This is a genomic window from Alcaligenes sp. SDU_A2 (genome assembly GCF_038237375.1).
GTDB lineage: Bacteria > Pseudomonadota > Gammaproteobacteria > Burkholderiales > Burkholderiaceae_B > Alcaligenes.
In genome coordinates, this window is record NZ_CP151273.1 from 1,872,627 (window position 1) to 1,888,846 (window position 16,220).

Consider the following 16,220-nt stretch of genomic DNA (forward strand, 5'->3'; position numbering starts at 1 on the left):
CATCATGCTATTTTCCGAATCGTGGCTGCGCCGCTTTGTGAATCCCCAACTGGGCACCGAAGAATTGGGCCACCAACTCACCATGGCCGGCCTGGAAGTCGAAGATATCCAGGCGGCCGCCCCTGCTTTTGACCATGTGGTGGTGGGCCTGATTGCCGCTATCGAACCTCATCCGGACGCCGATCGCCTGCGCGTGTGCCAGGTGGACGACGGCTCTGGTCAGTTGCTACAGATTGTCTGCGGTGCCCCCAACGCCGCCCAGGGAATCAAGGTGCCGGTCGCGCGCATCGGCGCGCAACTGCCGGGCGGCATGAAAATCGGGCCGGTCAAGATGCGTGGTGTGCAGTCCGGCGGCATGTTGTGCTCTGGGCGCGAACTGGGCCTGTCCCAGGACCACGACGGCCTGCTGGTGCTCGATGCCGATGCGCCGGTGGGGCAGTGCCTGCGCGAACTGCTGGATCTGGACGACCAGATCATCGAACTGAAATTAACGCCCAACCGCGCCGACTGCCTGTCGGTGTTGGGCGTGGCCCGCGAAGTATCCGCCTTGACCGGTCAGGCGCTGACATTGCCGACCTTTGATGTTGCGCCTGTCACCATACAGGACCGGGTGCCTGTTACGGTGCACGACGCCGATCTGTGTGGTCGTTTCGGTGGGCGCGTCATCCGTGGCGTCAATGCCCGTGCCAAGACGCCGGACTGGATGAAGATGCGCCTGGAACGCAGTGGTCAGCGCTCAATTTCCGCTTTGGTCGATATTTCCAATTACGTCATGCTGGAACTGGGTCGCCCTACGCACGTGTTTGATCTGCAGCATGTGCAGTCCGGCCTGGATGTCCGTTGGGCGCGTAAAGGCGAGCAGCTCGAGCTGCTCAGTGGCTTGAACGTAGAGTTGGATACGGACGTAGGCGTGGTCGCCGTCAACGATGTGCCCCAGAGTATGGCCGGCATCATGGGCGGCGAACACAGCGCCGTCACCCTGGATACCACCGATATCTATCTGGAAGCGGCGTTCTGGTGGCCCGAGGCCATCATGGGCCGTGCCCGCCGCTACAAGTTTTCGTCCGACGCCAGCCATCGCTTCGAGCGCGGCGTGGATTTTGCCACTATCCCGGAACACCTGGAGCGCACGACGGCGCTGATTCTGGACATCTGCGGCGGTCAGGCCGGTCCGCTGGATGATCAGGTCATCGCGCTGCCCAAGCGTAACCCCGTCAAGCTGCGTCTTGATCGCTGCCGCCGCGTATTGGGTATTGCGCTGGAACAAGCGCAGGTGCAAGAGATCTTTCATCGTTTGGGGCTGGAATTTACCGTGGCCGATGACGTCTTTACGGTGACGCCGCCCAGCTTTCGCTTTGACCTGAACCTGGAAGAGGATCTGATCGAAGAGGTGGCACGCATTTACGGCTTTGAGAACATTCCCGATCTGCCGCCGGTGGCCCCGGCGCAGATGCGCGTCTCGCCCGAGGCACTGCGTGGCCCGCATGCCTTGCGTGCCGTGCTGGCCGCGCAAGACTACCAGGAAGTCATCAATTTTTCCTTTGTACAAGAGTCTTGGGAAAAAGAGATCAATGGTCAGGCCGACCCCATACGCTTGCTCAACCCCATCGCCAGCCAGTTGGCCGTCATGCGCTCCAGCCTGATTCCCGGCTTGTTGGCCAATATCGAACATAACGCCAACCGTCGACAGTCGCGCGTGCGCGTGTTTGAGCTGGGCCGCGTGTTCATGCGCGATGCCGCCCAGGAAAACGGTGCCTTGACGGTGGCCGGCATTCACCAGCCTAATCGAATTGCCGCCGCAGCATGGGGTTCGGCCGTGGCCGAGCAGTGGGGGCAGGCCGACCGTGACGTGGACTTTTTCGACGTCAAGCGCGACTTGGAAACCTTGTTGGGCCGTCGCAGTGCCGACGCTCGGTTCCAGGCGCAGGCCCATCCTGCTTTGCATCCAGGGCGCAGTGCCTGCGTGGTGCTCGACGGCCAGCCCATAGGCTGGATCGGTGAATTGCACCCCCAATGGCTGCCCACTTTCGGGCTGAGCAAAGCGCCGGTCGTATTCGAGCTGGATTTAGAGGCCATCTCCAGCGAGGCGCTGGTGCAGGCCGTGGAAGTGTCCAAACAGCCCGTGGTGCAACGCGACCTGGCCGTTTGGGTGGGTAACGAGGTCAGTTACCAGTCCGTGATGGATACCTTGAATACGGTGCGCCGGTGCGCGCCGCAGGCTGCGATTGTTAAAGACATCCAGCTGTTCGATGTCTGGCGCGACAAAAACGACTCGGCCGAAAAGAGCCTGGCCATCCGCTTCTGGCTGCAGGACAGCGCCGCCACGCTGGATGAGTCCCGAGTCGAGCAGTGCATGCAGACACTGCTGGAGGCATTGGTGTCCGCGCATGGTGCGCGGGCGCGTGCATAAGGAGACAGCATGAACGTAGAACGCACACTGACCAAGGCGGACCTGGCCGAACTGCTGTTCGAGCGCGTGGGTTTGAACAAGCGCGAAGCCAAAGATATTGTCGATACTTTCTTTGCCGAAATCCGGGATTCCCTGGCCGATGGCGTTGAAGTGAAGCTTTCGGGCTTTGGCAACTTCCAGGTGCGGGACAAACCGCCGCGTCCGGGCCGCAATCCCAAGACCGGCGAGGTCATCCCCATTTCGGCGCGCCGCGTGGTTACTTTTCATGCCAGCCAAAAGCTCAAGAGCGTGGTCGAAGGGGTGCCTGTCGCTCCCGAGGACGAGCAGGACTGATGCTGGTACGTTTACGTACAGTTTCCCCTGCTTGAACGTGTAAAATCACTCCTATTGTTGACGAGCATCAGTGACCATGAGCACGAACGAAAAGACGGTTTCCCTTCCTCCGATTCCCGCCAAGCGTTACTTCACCATTGGCGAAGTCAGCGAGCTGTGTCTGGTCAAGCCGCACGTGCTGCGTTATTGGGAACAGGAATTTACCCAGCTCAAGCCAGTCAAGCGTCGCGGCAATCGACGTTATTATCAGCATCACGAAGTGCTGCTGATTCGCCGCATACGCGGTCTGTTGTACGACGAAGGCTTTACCATCAGCGGGGCGCGTAATCGCCTGGGCGATGGCCCCGATGTGCCATTCGATCAGGATGCCGCCGTACGTCTGACAGGGCAGGAACTACAGGCCTTGCGCGCCGAGCTTGGGCAGCTTCAGTCCATGCTGGACAAGGCCCTGGAGATGACCGCTCCGGATTCTGCTGCGTAAGCAGATGCCGTGGGTAGGGCGATCAGGCCGGCCGATGCGCCGGCCTTTTTCATGCGGGATATAAAACGTGAACTTACGTAGTCAGGCCTTGCAGGCACTGCTGCTGCAAGAACCAGCCGCTAAAGTGGCGGCCGTGCGCGCGATTGGCCATGCTTTGCCTGTAGGCGCGCAGCAGATTCTTGCCGAACCGCCAGGCATTCCGGGCAGGCCTGCCAGCCTGCGCTTTGTGCCGCCCCAGGACGTTCCCAAGCGTTCGGTCAAGTCGGCGCAGGGGCGGGCCGCCTTGCTGCATTCTTTGGCTCATATCGAATTTAATGCCATTAATTTGGCGTTGGATGTTGTGTGGCGCTATCCCGGCTTGCCCGATGCGTTTTATGCAGGCTGGTTGCAAGTCGCCGTGGAAGAAGCCTTGCATTTCGAGCTGCTGAACGAGTATCTGGCTACGCTGGGCCTGCAGTACGGCGATTTGCCAGTGCACGATGGCCTGTGGGAAATGGCCGAGCGCACCCGTTCGGACTTGCTGGCGCGTTTGGCACTGGTGCCGCGCACGCTGGAGGCGCGCGGACTGGATGCTTGCCCCATTGTGCGCCGCAAGCTGGACGAGGCGGGCGATGCCCGGGCTGTCGCTATCATCGATATTATTTTGCGCGACGAAGTCGGCCACGTGGCGTTGGGCAATTATTGGTACAGGCAGTTGTGTCGCGAACAGAGCCTATCGGATTTTGATACCTATGGTGTCCTGGCCCGGCAGTACCGCGCGCCGCGCCTGCGCGGCCCGTTCAATCGCCCGGCCCGCCTGAAGGCGGGCTTTACCGAGGCCGAGATCGACGAGCTGGAGCGGCTGGACGCCATGTTCAGGAATGGGCGGCAGGTCTAGCGTCCTGCTGAGTCGGCAAAGAATCGAGCTGTCCGAAGCTGACGACACTGCCTATATACAGCACGGGGCCTTCAGGGCTGCCGCTGTCCGATCCGCCGTCCGACTCCAGTGTCATCTCCAGAATCTGTTCGTCCTCCAGTGTGCCGATCAGGCTCGCCGGTACGGTAATGGGGCGGTTGGGGTCGATCAGGCCAAGGGAGCGGATCTGTGCGGCACGTGGGGAGTGGGTCCACAGTTGAACGGCCTGACCTTGTTTAACTTCGGTTCGTACCTTGGGGATCAGCAGCATATTGCCTTGCGGATCTACCGTGACGATCCAGGCCGGGGTGGATGACTGGCCAGGTGCCTGAAGAATCGCGGCCTGGCGTGGTTTCATCTCGATGACGGTGACAGGCGGTTCGGCGTTGTAGGCGAACGCCAAGGCAATGCCCAGACCGATGGCCACCAACAGAGCAGCGCAGGCCACCATGACGGGTAAGGAAAGGCGGGAGCGCCGGCGAACCGGTTCTTGTTGGGCGGCCGGCTGCGTGTTGGAGCCGTTCGTGGCTTGCGGCGCGGCCTTGCGGTTGGTGTCGTATGCGCGTTTGTCGACCGTAGCTTGGCTGACCGTGGGAGCATCCGGTTTGCCGGGTTTGTCCGAAGACGGCTGGGTCGCGGAAGGTTGGGGCTCGGGGTCGGCGCGCAGCAAGGTGGGGAACGGGGGGGTGTCCACGGCAGGGAGCTGCGCCTTCGCCGCGCCATCCCAGCGCGGCTCGGCCCGCTCTTTAGGAGCGGGGGCCGGTGTGGCTTGCGCGGATGGCTTCTGCGCGATGGACGGCTCCTGTCGGCTTGCCGCCGGCGTGGCGTTTAAGGACGTCGCTTTAGCAGCAGTGGTTGTATTGGACAGATCTGCTTGACCGGCGGGGCGTCGCGGTGCAGGCGGCGGCAGGCCCAGGGTCTGGTGGATATGGGCCAGGCTGGTAGGGGCGGGCGATACGGGTGTCAGGCAATCGACCAATTCCAGCCAGGCCTGTTCCCAGGCCAAAGTCAGGCGGGCGGCATCATCGTTTTCCTGCATCAAGGTGTGTGCCTGGGCCAGTTCGTGCTGGCTGAGCAATCCCAGCGTGTATTCCCCGATCAGCAGAGCATGACGCGGGTCCAGCGCGCCGTCTACGCCCAGAAACGGGCTGAGCTGCTGCAGTCCCTGCTGAACCAGAGCGCGCAGTTGGGCGGGGGAGCGATTCAAACTCGCTCCGAGCTGCTCGTAATGGTTGCCGTGCAGATACGCGCAGATCATGGCGCGTTGGGTGGTGCCGTCCAACTGACCCATGGCGGGAATAAAAACTTGTCCCGCGCGCGGCTGTATGGCGGGCAGGGCGGTGGCAGCCTCTTGTCGGTTGCTGCGCTGGCGTAGACGGGCAATCAGGCGAAAACGCAGAATGCTGTAGATCCAGGCGCGTGCCGGACCCAGATCGGGGTCGTAGCTGGCCGCATTTTTCCAAAGCAGCACAAAGGTGTCGCGCAGCACTTCTTCGGCATCGATGCGTCGGCCCAGCACCGTCTGCCCCAGGGCCAGCATGGGCGGTGCTTCCTGGTCATAGAGCAAGTCCAGAGCCAGCGCGTCCTGAGCGGCAAGCTGGGTTAAGGAAGAAGAATAGGAAAACGTGGAAGACGGCATGTATGGGTTCTGCTGGATAAGGGTGGCCGTGGGCCGGACACTGGCCTTCGCGACAGGTCCGGGCTGGCGTGTTTGCGTGTGTCGGCAAGGGGGAAAGCCCCCTTGGGGACAAGAACGTATTGTATGCTTTTCGTTTGAAGCCCGAAGGTAACAAAGTGCAGAAACGGTACGGGCAACCGAACTACCCAGGAGAGAGCGTGTGATAGACCTAGAATATTGTCGCCAGTTGGACGGCCAGGACGAGTTGGCGGCCTTCCGTGACGAGTTTCAGTTAAATGAAGGGCAGATTTATTTGGTAGGTAATTCCCTGGGGGCCCAGCCCAAGGCCGCCGCCCAGCGCGCCGCCCAGGTGGTTGAGCAGGAATGGGGACGGGATCAGGTGCGCAGCTGGAATACGGCCGGCTGGTTCGAGCTGCCTTTACGCCTGGGAGACAGGATCGCGCCCTTGATCGGCGCGGCTCCCGGCGAAGTGGCGGTCACCGATTCCACCTCCATTAACCTGTTCAAAGTGCTGGCGGCAGCCTTGCACATGCAGTCGGCCCAAGCCGAGCGGCGCGTCATTCTGACCGAGCGCAGCAATTTCCCCACCGACATCTATATTGCCCAGGGTCTGGCCCGTTGGCTGGAGCAGGGGTACGAGGTGCGTCTGATCGACGATCCGGATGATATCGCTGCCGCGCTAACGCCGGATGTGGCGGTCATGATGCTGACCCATGTGAACTATCGTACGGGACGTTTGCTGGACATGCAGGCGCTGACCCGTCGCGCCCACGAGGCAGGCGTTCTGGCCATCTGGGATCTGGCGCATTCGGCCGGTGCCGTGCCAGTGGATCTGAACGCCTGCCAGGCCGACTTTGCGGTGGGCTGCACGTATAAGTATTTCAATGCGGGGCCTGGCGCGCCGGCCTTTCTGTGGGTGCCCAAGCGGCATCAGGCCGCCTTCCAAAGCCCATTGACCGGCTGGTGGGGGCACGCCCGTCCCTTTGCCATGGAACCGGGTTTCCAGGCCAGTCCGGGGGTGCGGGCAGCCTTGTGCGGCACGCAGCCTATGGTGTCGCTGGCGCTGGTGGAAGTCGGCGTGGATATGTTTGCGCGGGCGGGCATGGCGGCTGTGCGACGCAAGTCCTTGGCGCTGACGGATCTGTTCATGGCGCTGGTCGAGCAGGAGTGCGGCGTGGAACTGGCGCTGGTCAGCCCACGCGACCATGCCTTGCGCGGCAGTCAGGTCTGCTACGCGCATCCGCATGGCTATGGCCTGATGCAGGCCTTGATCCAGCGCGGCGTGGTGGGCGATTACCGGGAACCGGATATACTTCGTTTCGGCTTTACGCCTTTGTATACCCGTTTCGAGGATGTCTGGCAGGCCGTGCGTATTTTGCGCGAACTGCTCACACAGCGTGACTTCGACCTCGACCCGCAGCGCGCCGCTGTAACCTGATCTTGAATTGTCCGGTGGCCGGGTAGTCAGACTACGCCCGCCGCCGGCCTTGTAATCGTGCCTCCTCGACCTCCTTCGCCGGATGGTGCCCCCGGTAATTTCGGCACCCTGAAGTCTCTGTTTCCCTACGTCTGGCGTTTTAAAAAACGGGTCTTGCTGGCCCTGGCCTGTCTGGTGCTGGCCAAAGTGGCCACCGTCATGATGCCGATCTACCTGAAACAGGTGATCGATGCCTTGAGCCTGCCGGCCACCGCATTGATATTGCCGGTGGCGGCGCTGCTGGGCTATGGCGCGGTGCGGCTGGCCTCCAGCGCCCTGGGCGAATTGCGCGACGCTTTATTTGCGCGCGTTACGCAAGGTTCGGTGCGCTTGATCGCCAATCACGTGTTTCAACATCTGCTGGCTCTGTCGCTGCGTTTTCATACCGAACGCCAGACGGGCGGACTTAGCCGCGATATCGAGCGCGGCACCAAGGGCATCAGTTTCCTGCTCAATTTCCTGGTTTTCAACATCCTGCCCACCTTGCTGGAGATCACGCTGGTCTGCGGTATTTTGCTGTGGCGCTACGATTGGGATTTTGCTCTGGTGACGCTGGGCACTATTGTTTGTTATATCGTTTTTACGCTGCTGGTGACCGAATGGCGCATGCGCTACCGACGCGCCATGAACGAGTTGGACAGCCGCGCCAATTCGCGGGCCATCGATGCGTTGCTGAACTACGAGACGGTCAAGTATTTTGGCAACGAACAGTACGAAAAAGACCGCTACGACCAGCACATGGGGCAGTGGGTCGATGCGGCCGTGCGCAATCAGGTATCGCTGAATATGCTCAATATGGGGCAGGCCGCCATCATCAGCGTGGGGGTGACCGCCTTGCTGTTCATGTCGGCCCAGGGGGTGCTGGCGGGCACCATGACGGTGGGCGATGTCGTGCTGGTATCGGCGTTTCTGACGCAACTGTACGCGCCGCTTAATTTTCTGGGCTTTGTGTACCGCGAAATCAAGAACTCGCTGGCCGATATGGAGCGTATGTTCGCCTTGCTGCGCCGCGACCAGGAAGTGCGGGATGCGCCCCAGGCCCACGAACTTGCCTGTGCCCAGGCCAGCGTGCGTTTCGAGGATGTCAGCTTTGCCTACGACGCACGCCGCACGGTCATCGAGCATCTCAGCTTTGACATTCCGGCAGGCAAGACAGTGGCGGTGGTGGGCTCGTCGGGGGCGGGTAAATCCACCTTGTCGCGCCTGCTGTTCCGTTTTTACGATGTGACGGCCGGCCGCATTCTGGTCAACGGTGTGGATATACGCGCCTGGAGCCAGGAGAGCCTGCGCCGCCATATCGGGATCGTGCCGCAGGATACGGTGCTGTTCAACGATACTATTTTGCACAATATCGCCTATGGGCTGCCGCAGGCGAGTCGTGACGACATTGTGGCCGCTGCCCGCGCTGCCAGCATCCATGACTTTATTGAAAGTCTGCCTGACGGTTACGAAACGGTCGTGGGCGAGCGTGGCCTGAAACTGTCCGGCGGCGAAAAACAGCGTGTGGCCATTGCTCGCACACTGCTTAAAAATCCGCCCATCCTTATTTTCGACGAAGCCACCAGCGCACTGGATACCCGCACCGAACGGGCGATTCAGGCGCAGTTAAGCGCGATTGCGCGTGACCGTACCACCTTGATTATTGCGCATCGCCTGTCCACGATTACCGACGCAGATCGCATCTTGGTGCTGGAGCAGGGCCGCATCGTGGAGCAGGGCACGCATGCCCAGTTGCTGGAGCGGCAAGGCACTTACGCGCGCATGTGGCATATCCAGCAAAGTCTTTAGGGGATAATTTGACCATATAGTACCAAAGCGGTACTATATCCCTACATGACCAGTTCAGAGAGAGTGCATGCTGCGGATCAGCAAGATCATTGATTACGGCACCTTGGTGCTGACACACATGGCCGGGGAACCGGACCGTGTGTTCAGTGCTTCCGATCTGGCCGCCATTTTGGGCCTGGGCCAGCCTACGGTCAGCAAGGTGCTCAAGTTGCTGGGCCAGCACGAACTGGTCATCAGCAGTCGCGGCGCGCGCGGAGGGTATGCGCTGGGTCGCCCCGCCAAACAAATAAGTGTAGCGCAGATCATCGACGCACTGGAAGAACAGCCTTTCGGCCTGACCGAATGCGTAGCCAGTCCCGGTGCCTGTTCTGTGGAGTCCGACTGCCATATACGTAGTAATTGGCAGCGGATCAACGATATTGTCCGGCGCACACTGGAAGAAGTCAGTGTTGCAGACATGATACGTCCCGCGGTCACCGAATTTCCCCTGACCCACAAGCCGGGCCCTGAAATGAAAACCAGAAACAAGGCGAGCACCTCCAACGTGGAGTTAACCGAATGAGTACCGTCAACGAACACCTGGACACCTTCCTCGATCGCGAGTACGAGGCAGGTTTTGTCACAGAGATCGAATCCGAAACCATCCCGAAAGGCCTCAACGAAGACGTCATCCGCTTCCTGTCCGCCAAGAAGCGCGAACCGGAATTTATGCTGGAATGGCGTCTGGCCGCCTATCGGCAGTGGCTCACCATGAAAGAGCCAACCTGGTCCATCGTGAAATATCCCTCTATCGACTTCCAGGACATCAGCTATTACTCCGCGCCCAAAAGCAAGGCCGATGGCCCGAAAAGCCTGGACGAGGTCGACCCCGAGCTGCTGCGCACCTACGAAAAGCTGGGCGTGCCACTGCACGAGCGCGCCCGTCTGGCCGGCGTTGCCGTGGATGCGGTGTTCGATTCCGTATCGGTGGCCACCACGTTTCGCAAGCAACTCGAAGAAGTCGGCGTCATATTCTGTTCTTTTTCGGAAGCGGTGCGCGAACACCCCGAGCTGGTCAAAAAGTATCTGGGTACCGTCGTGCCGCCCAGCGACAACTTCTATGCCGCGCTTAACTCCGCGGTTTTCTCCGACGGCTCGTTTGTGTTCATTCCAAAGGGGGTGCGTTGCCCCATGGAGCTGTCCACCTATTTCCGCATCAATGCCCGTGATACCGGCCAGTTCGAGCGCACCTTGATCGTTGCCGAAGAAGGTGCCTCGGTCAGCTATCTGGAAGGCTGTACGGCCCCAATGCGGGACGAAAACCAGCTGCATGCGGCGGTCGTGGAGCTGGTCGCATTGGACGATGCCAAAATCAAGTATTCGACCGTGCAAAACTGGTATCCCGGCGACAAGGACGGCAAGGGCGGCATCTATAACTTCGTGACCAAGCGCGGCGAGTGTCGCGGTGCCCGTTCGCATATCTCCTGGACTCAGGTGGAAACCGGCTCGGCCATTACCTGGAAGTACCCCAGCGTGGTGTTGCGCGGCGACGATTCTCAGGGCGAGTTTTACTCCGTGGCCCTTAGCAATCACCGTCAGCAGGCCGATACCGGCACCAAAATGATCCATATGGGCCGCAATACCAGCAGCACCATCATCTCCAAGGGTATTTCGGCCGGTCACGGCATCAACTCCTACCGGGGACTGGTGCGCATCACGCCCAAGGCCGAAAACGCCCGTAACTATACCCAGTGCGACTCCTTGCTGATCGGCAAAAAGTGCGCGGCCCACACCTTCCCGACGGTGGAAGTGCAAAATCCCACGGCCAGCGTCGAACACGAAGCAACGGCGTCGCGCATCGGCGAAGACCAGTTGTTTTATGCCATGCAACGCGGTCTGAGCGCTGAAGATGCCGTTTCCATGATCGTGAACGGTTTTTGTAAAGAAGTGATCAAAGAATTGCCCATGGAGTTTGCAGTCGAGGCACAGAATCTGCTCGGCGTCAGCTTGGAAGGCAGTGTCGGTTAAGGAGAATATGAAAATGCTGACGATTAAAGATTTGCACGCCTCGGTTGAAGACAAGCCCATTCTGAAAGGGTTGAATCTACAGATCAACCCCGGCGAGGTACACGCCATCATGGGTCCGAACGGTTCGGGTAAAAGCACCTTGTCCCAAGTGTTGGCCGGTCGCGAAGACTACACCATCGAAAGCGGCTCGGTGCAGTGGCTGGGCCAGGACCTGCTAGACATGAAGATCGAGGATCGCGCTCGCTCGGGGCTGTTTCTGGCCTTCCAGTACCCCATCGAGATCCCCGGTGTTTCTAATGCCTATTTCCTGCGCGCGTCGGTCAATGCCGTGCGTCGTCACCAGGGGCTGCCCGAACTGGACGCCATGGATTTCCTCAAGCGCGTGAAAGAGGAAATGAAGATTGTTGGGATGCGTGAAGAGTTTCTGTACCGTTCCGTGAACGAAGGCTTTTCCGGCGGCGAAAAGAAACGCAACGAAGTCCTGCAGATGAGTCTGCTCGAACCCAAGCTGGCCATTCTGGACGAAACCGATTCGGGGCTGGATATCGATGCCCTGCGTGTCGTGGCCGACGGCGTCAACCGCTTGCGTTCGCCCGAGCGTTCCTTGCTGGTCATCACCCACTACCAGCGTCTGTTGGACTATATCGTGCCAGATTTCGTGCATGTGTTGGCCGGCGGACGCATCATCCGTTCGGGCGGTCGCGAACTGGCCCTGGAACTGGAAGAGCGCGGTTACGGCTGGGTCTTGGAGCAGGCTGCTGCCGAACAGGCCGCCAAAGGAGCTGCGGTATGAGCCTGCCGGATTGGGTCACTGATTTCGCCACCCAGGCCGCTCAGCGGCCCGGTGCTGCGCTGCCTTGGCTAAGTGCCTTGCGGCAGCGGGCGCTGGACCGTTTCGCGCAGGAAGGCTGGCCGACCACGCGTATCGAAGCCTGGCACCATACCTCGCTGGCACTGTTGGAACAGCAAAATTTTGCGCCGGCCGCTCAAAGCGAGGCGGCGGATCTGGTCAATACGGTGCGCCAACAGGAAGACGGCCATTTTCTGGCATTTGTCGATGGTCGCTACGACGCCGCTTTGTCGACCGTCGGGGCTTTGCCGGCCGGCGCACGTTTGGGGGCGCTCAGCGCCTGCATCGAGCAGGACGCTGATTGGGTACAGAGCCAATACGGCGATGAAACGCTGGGCGCCGCGACCGCTGCCCTGAACTTGGCGCTGGCCTCGGATGGTGCCGTGCTTAGTGTGCCTGCCGGCACGCAGCTGGATCAGCCTGTGCATCTGGTATTTGTCAGCACGCAGGGCGGCACTGCCAGTTTCACCCGTAATCTGGTGGTGCTGGAATCTGGTGCTAGTGCAACCGTGGTGGAGCATTATGTAGGCCGCCATGCCGAACAGGCCTCGCTCAGCAACGCGGTCACGCGCCTGAATGTCGCCCGCGATGCCAACCTGACCCACCTGAAACTGCAACAGGAAGCACCGCAGGACTTTCACCTGGCCAGTATCGATGTGCAACAAGGTCAGGGTTCGGTCTTTAATTCGCATTCCTTGTCATTTGGCGCGCGACTGGCACGCAACGACATTGCCACCGTCTTTAACGGCCAGCGTTGCGAAACCTTGTTCAACGGCCTGTATTTCGTCGATGGCCGTCGTCATGTGGATCACAACACGGTCATCAACCATGCTCAGCCCAACTGCCAGAGCCGCGAGTACTACCGTGGCATTTTGGCTGATACGGCACGTGGTGTGTTTTGTGGCCGCGTGCTGGTGGGCGAGGGTGCCGACGGCACTGATGCGGTGCAGCGCTCGGATAGCCTGCTGCTGTCCAAACTGGCCCGTGCCGATTCCCGTCCCGAACTGGAAATCTATGCCGACGACGTCAAATGCGCTCACGGCGCTACGGTCGGTCAGTTGGATGCAGACAGCCTGTTCTATCTGCGTTCGCGCGGCATGACTCAGGAAGACGCGCGCAATATGCTGATCTATGCCTTTGCTGCACAGTCGCTGGAACGCATTGCATCGGACGGCTTGCGCCGTCGTGCCACGGCGGGCATCAGCGCTTTGCTGCCCGGCGGTCTTGCCCTTGGAGAGCTTGCATGAATGCCCCTATGCCCGTAGCTGAATCTGCCTTGTTGGATCATCGCGCCGATTTCCCTATCCTGGCCAGGCCTGTGCGCGGTCAGCGCCTGTCTTACCTGGACAATGGTGCCACCACGCAAAAGCCACGCTCTGTCATCGAAGCCGAGGCGCGTTTCTACGAACAGTCCAATGCGAATATCCATCGCGGCGTACACTGGTTGTCCCAGCAGGCCACGGATCTGTACGACAAGGCCAGAAGCACGGTACGGGCATTCCTGAATGCCGCGCGTGACGAGGAAATCGTCTTTACGCGCGGTACCACGGAGTCCATCAATCTGGTGGCCTACAGCTGGGGTATGGACAATCTGAAGGCGGGTGACGAGATCCTGCTGACCGGCTTGGAACACCATTCCAATATCGTGCCCTGGCAGTTGGTCGCCCAGCGCACGGGCGCGGTCATTCGCGTGGTGCCGGTGCTGGATAACGGCGAACTGGATCTGGACGCGTACCGCCAGTTGCTGGGCGACAAGACCCGCTTGGTGGGGCTGGTGCATGTGTCCAATGCTTTGGGTACCATCAATCCGGTCACCGAGATGACACATCTGGCGCATCAGTACGGTGCCAAGGTGCTGCTCGATGGTGCTCAGTCCGCGCCGCACGGTGTCGTGGACGTGCAGGCATTGGACTGCGACTTCTACACTTTTTCCGCCCACAAGCTGTATGGTCCCACGGGCATGGGCGCACTGTATGTGCGCTACGACATTCTGGATCGCATGTCCCCCTGGATGGGTGGCGGCGACATGATCACCACGGTCAGCTTCGAGCGCAGCCAGTATGCGCCGGTACCGCAGCGTTTCGAGGCGGGTACGCCCAATATCGCCGGTGCCATCGTCATGGCGGCGGCTATCGATTACCTGACGGCCATCGGCATGGAACGCATTGCCGCCCACGAAGCCGTCTTGCTGGACTATGCCACCGAAGCCTTGCTGTCCATGTCAGGCGTGCGTATCGTGGGCACCGCCCGTCATAAAGCCGGCATCGTCTCTTTTCTGGTCGATGGCATTCATCCGCACGATCTGGGCACCATTCTGGACATGGACGGTGTGGCCGTTCGCGCCGGGCATCATTGCGCCATGCCGCTGATGACCCGATTCGGCATCCCCGGCACCGCCCGGGCCTCGTTTGCCTTGTACAACGACTTTGCCGATATCGACGCTTTGGTGGCCAGTTTGCGCAAGGCACAAAAATTATTTGGAGTTGGCTGAATGAGCCAGGATTTCAACGGGCTGCGTGACCTCTATCAAGAGGTCATTTTTGATCACAACCGCAGTCCTCGCAATTTTGAAGTGATTGAGGACGCTACCCATCACGCCAATGGACACAACCCGCTGTGCGGGGACCAACTGGCGGTGTATGCAGTGGTGCAAGACGGTATCGTGCAGCGGGTCAGTTTTATTGGCCACGGCTGTGCGATTTCCAAGGCATCGGCTTCGCTGATGACCGAAGCCGTCAAGGGCCTGACCCTGGCCGAATTCGAGTCTTTGTTTGCAGACATGCATGCCATGCTGACCGAGGCTCATCCCGACCGCGATCTGGGCAAGCTTGAAGTGTTGTCGGGGGTGCGCGAGTTTCCGGCGCGCGTCAAATGTGCCACCCTGGCCTGGCATACCCTGCATAACGCTATCCATCAGGCCAGGGAAACCGCGCAAACCGAATAAAGGCGCAAGGCATGAGCTACTTTGAACGACAAGATGTGCTGGTCAGCCGGGATTGCCCCGCCGTCAGCATCCCCTACGGCGCGCCCGTCACGATCGAAAAAGGGTGTACGGCCACCATTACCCAGAAGTTGGGTGGCAGCTACACCGTCATGGTGGAAGGCAATCTGTACCGTATCGAAGGGGTGGACGCCGATGCTTTGGGTTTCGAGGCCCAGGATAAGCCGGAAGAGTTCGTCCCCGAACTTCCCCTGAGCGAGAAAACGGTTCAGGATGCGGCCTGGATTGTGTTGGCCAGTGTTTATGATCCGGAAATCCCCGTGGACATCGTCAACCTGGGCTTGGTGTACGACTGCCATGTTACCCAGACAGGCCCTGACGCGTTTTCCATCACCATGAACATGACGCTGACCGCGCCGGGCTGCGGCATGGGCACCATGATTGCTGACGAGGCCCGTTACAAGCTGCTGACCATACAAGGCGTGGAAGAGGCCGTGGTCGATCTGGTCTGGGACCCGCCATGGAGCCGGGAACGCATGAGCGAATCGGCACGCCTGCAACTGGGTATGTTGTAATCCTGAAAAAGCCTGCGATCAGCAGGCTTTTTCGATGTGGGTGTTGGGCATCCCTAGCCTGGCCCCTTTGGAGACCGCGTGGTAGACGGCCTCGTTGCGGTTGTGTACGTTCATTCGCATATACAGGGTTTCGGCATGCGCCTTGGCCGTGGCCGACGAAATATTCAACTGCCGGGCCACGCCCTTGATGGTCATGCCGCGCGCCAATAGCACCAGCACTTCGTATTGACGCGGCGTCAGGCCCAGTAGCCGCGCTTCGTCAAGATGATCGGTGTCTCGATTGGCGGGCGGCCAGCGTACGGGCTCGTAGGATGTAATCAGCCTGTCGGGTTGCGCCTGAAATGGCAATGGACTCGATGGCTGGGTGGCAGGCGTGGCCATTGTCGTCGTTTGGCGCTGGGGCGCAGGCGATGGAAAACAGGAGCCGCCGGCCAACACCAGATTGATGGAAGCCGCCATCAATTCCGGTGTGGCGGTCTTGAGCAAATGTCCCATGACGCCGGCAGGCATGTCCTGCAGCGCAGGTAAGGCGTAATGGGATTCGGCCATCAGGAGTACGGCGCTGGGTTGCAGGCTGCGGTGCGCATCTGCCAGCAGCTTCAGACAGGCCTCGGCGGATGGTACCGACAATAGCAGCAGCTCACAACGTCGTGTCTGCAGACCTGTTTCCAGTGACTCGTAGTCCATGCTGAGCAATTCCGCACTGGGCAGGGTGTCTGCCAGCAGCCGTACAATGCCCAACCTGAATAAGGTGTGTGGTTCCACGACGATGATTGTTGTCATTTTAGGTCTCCCTCGCTGCGTTATATGGGCTCTATGTCATT

15 protein-coding genes are annotated in these 16,220 nt (G+C 60.2%); 13 read left to right on the top strand and 2 right to left on the bottom strand.

Going from position 1 to position 16,220, the window contains the following annotated elements:
* Positions 1 to 4 precede the first annotated feature (4 nt).
* From pheT to AADW57_RS08825, 4 genes are all read left to right on the top strand, one after another.
* On the top strand, positions 5 to 2,410 hold the full coding sequence (gene pheT, locus AADW57_RS08810; protein WP_341666520.1) for a phenylalanine--tRNA ligase subunit beta: 2,406 nt from the start codon (positions 5 to 7) through the stop codon (positions 2,408 to 2,410).
* Positions 2,411 to 2,419: 9 nt separating this feature from the next.
* Positions 2,420 to 2,743, top strand: a complete 324-nt coding sequence (locus tag AADW57_RS08815; protein WP_341666521.1) for an integration host factor subunit alpha — start codon at positions 2,420 to 2,422, stop codon at positions 2,741 to 2,743.
* Positions 2,744 to 2,819: 76 nt separating this feature from the next.
* Complete coding sequence (locus AADW57_RS08820; protein ID WP_341666522.1) at positions 2,820 to 3,224, top strand: MerR family transcriptional regulator; 405 nt, start codon at positions 2,820 to 2,822, stop codon at positions 3,222 to 3,224.
* Positions 3,225 to 3,291: 67 nt separating this feature from the next.
* Positions 3,292 to 4,101 (top strand): ferritin-like domain-containing protein, encoded by an 810-nt coding sequence (locus AADW57_RS08825; protein WP_341666523.1) that lies wholly within the window; start codon positions 3,292 to 3,294, stop codon positions 4,099 to 4,101.
* Here AADW57_RS08825 and AADW57_RS08830 read toward each other — a convergent pair.
* Complete coding sequence (locus AADW57_RS08830; protein WP_341666524.1) at positions 4,079 to 5,758, bottom strand: anti-sigma factor domain-containing protein; 1,680 nt, start codon at positions 5,756 to 5,758, stop codon at positions 4,079 to 4,081. The genes AADW57_RS08825 and AADW57_RS08830 overlap by 23 nt on opposite strands.
* Positions 5,759 to 5,957: 199 nt before the next feature.
* On the opposite strand from AADW57_RS08830, the gene kynU reads away from it, so the two are divergent.
* The 9 genes from kynU (at position 5,958) to sufT (ending at position 15,396) form a co-directional block, all read left to right on the top strand.
* Positions 5,958 to 7,196, top strand: coding sequence for a kynureninase (gene kynU / locus AADW57_RS08835; RefSeq protein WP_341666525.1), 1,239 nt, complete (start codon positions 5,958 to 5,960; stop codon positions 7,194 to 7,196).
* 57 nt (positions 7,197 to 7,253) lie between these two features.
* Entirely contained in the window at positions 7,254 to 9,023 is a 1,770-nt protein-coding gene (locus AADW57_RS08840) for an ABCB family ABC transporter ATP-binding protein/permease (protein ID WP_341666526.1), read from the top strand.
* Between the two features lie 67 nt (positions 9,024 to 9,090).
* Positions 9,091 to 9,585: an SUF system Fe-S cluster assembly regulator gene (locus AADW57_RS08845; RefSeq protein ID WP_341666527.1), complete on the top strand. Its 495-nt coding sequence runs from the start codon at positions 9,091 to 9,093 to the stop codon at positions 9,583 to 9,585.
* Positions 9,582 to 11,030 carry a Fe-S cluster assembly protein SufB gene (sufB, locus tag AADW57_RS08850; protein ID WP_341666528.1) on the top strand — a complete coding sequence of 483 codons (1,449 nt, stop codon included), beginning with the start codon at positions 9,582 to 9,584 and terminating at the stop codon, positions 11,028 to 11,030. The genes AADW57_RS08845 and sufB overlap by 4 nt, the downstream gene beginning before the upstream one ends.
* Positions 11,031 to 11,043: 13 nt before the next feature.
* Complete coding sequence (sufC, locus tag AADW57_RS08855; RefSeq protein WP_341666529.1) at positions 11,044 to 11,823, top strand: Fe-S cluster assembly ATPase SufC; 780 nt, start codon at positions 11,044 to 11,046, stop codon at positions 11,821 to 11,823.
* Positions 11,820 to 13,127 (top strand): Fe-S cluster assembly protein SufD, encoded by a 1,308-nt coding sequence (sufD, locus tag AADW57_RS08860; RefSeq protein ID WP_341666530.1) that lies wholly within the window; start codon positions 11,820 to 11,822, stop codon positions 13,125 to 13,127. Before sufC ends, sufD begins: the two co-directional genes overlap by 4 nt.
* Positions 13,124 to 14,371, top strand: coding sequence for a cysteine desulfurase (locus tag AADW57_RS08865; RefSeq protein WP_341666531.1), 1,248 nt, complete (start codon positions 13,124 to 13,126; stop codon positions 14,369 to 14,371). Before sufD ends, AADW57_RS08865 begins: the two co-directional genes overlap by 4 nt.
* Positions 14,372 to 14,824, top strand: a complete 453-nt coding sequence (sufU, locus tag AADW57_RS08870) for a Fe-S cluster assembly sulfur transfer protein SufU (RefSeq protein ID WP_341666532.1) — start codon at positions 14,372 to 14,374, stop codon at positions 14,822 to 14,824.
* 11 nt (positions 14,825 to 14,835) lie between these two features.
* Positions 14,836 to 15,396 (top strand): putative Fe-S cluster assembly protein SufT, encoded by a 561-nt coding sequence (gene sufT / locus AADW57_RS08875; RefSeq protein WP_341666533.1) that lies wholly within the window; start codon positions 14,836 to 14,838, stop codon positions 15,394 to 15,396.
* 18 nt (positions 15,397 to 15,414) lie between these two features.
* Here the strand turns inward: sufT and AADW57_RS08880 are convergent, their stop codons facing one another.
* Entirely contained in the window at positions 15,415 to 16,179 is a 765-nt protein-coding gene (locus AADW57_RS08880) for a response regulator transcription factor (protein ID WP_341666534.1), read from the bottom strand.
* Positions 16,180 to 16,220 lie beyond the last annotated feature (41 nt).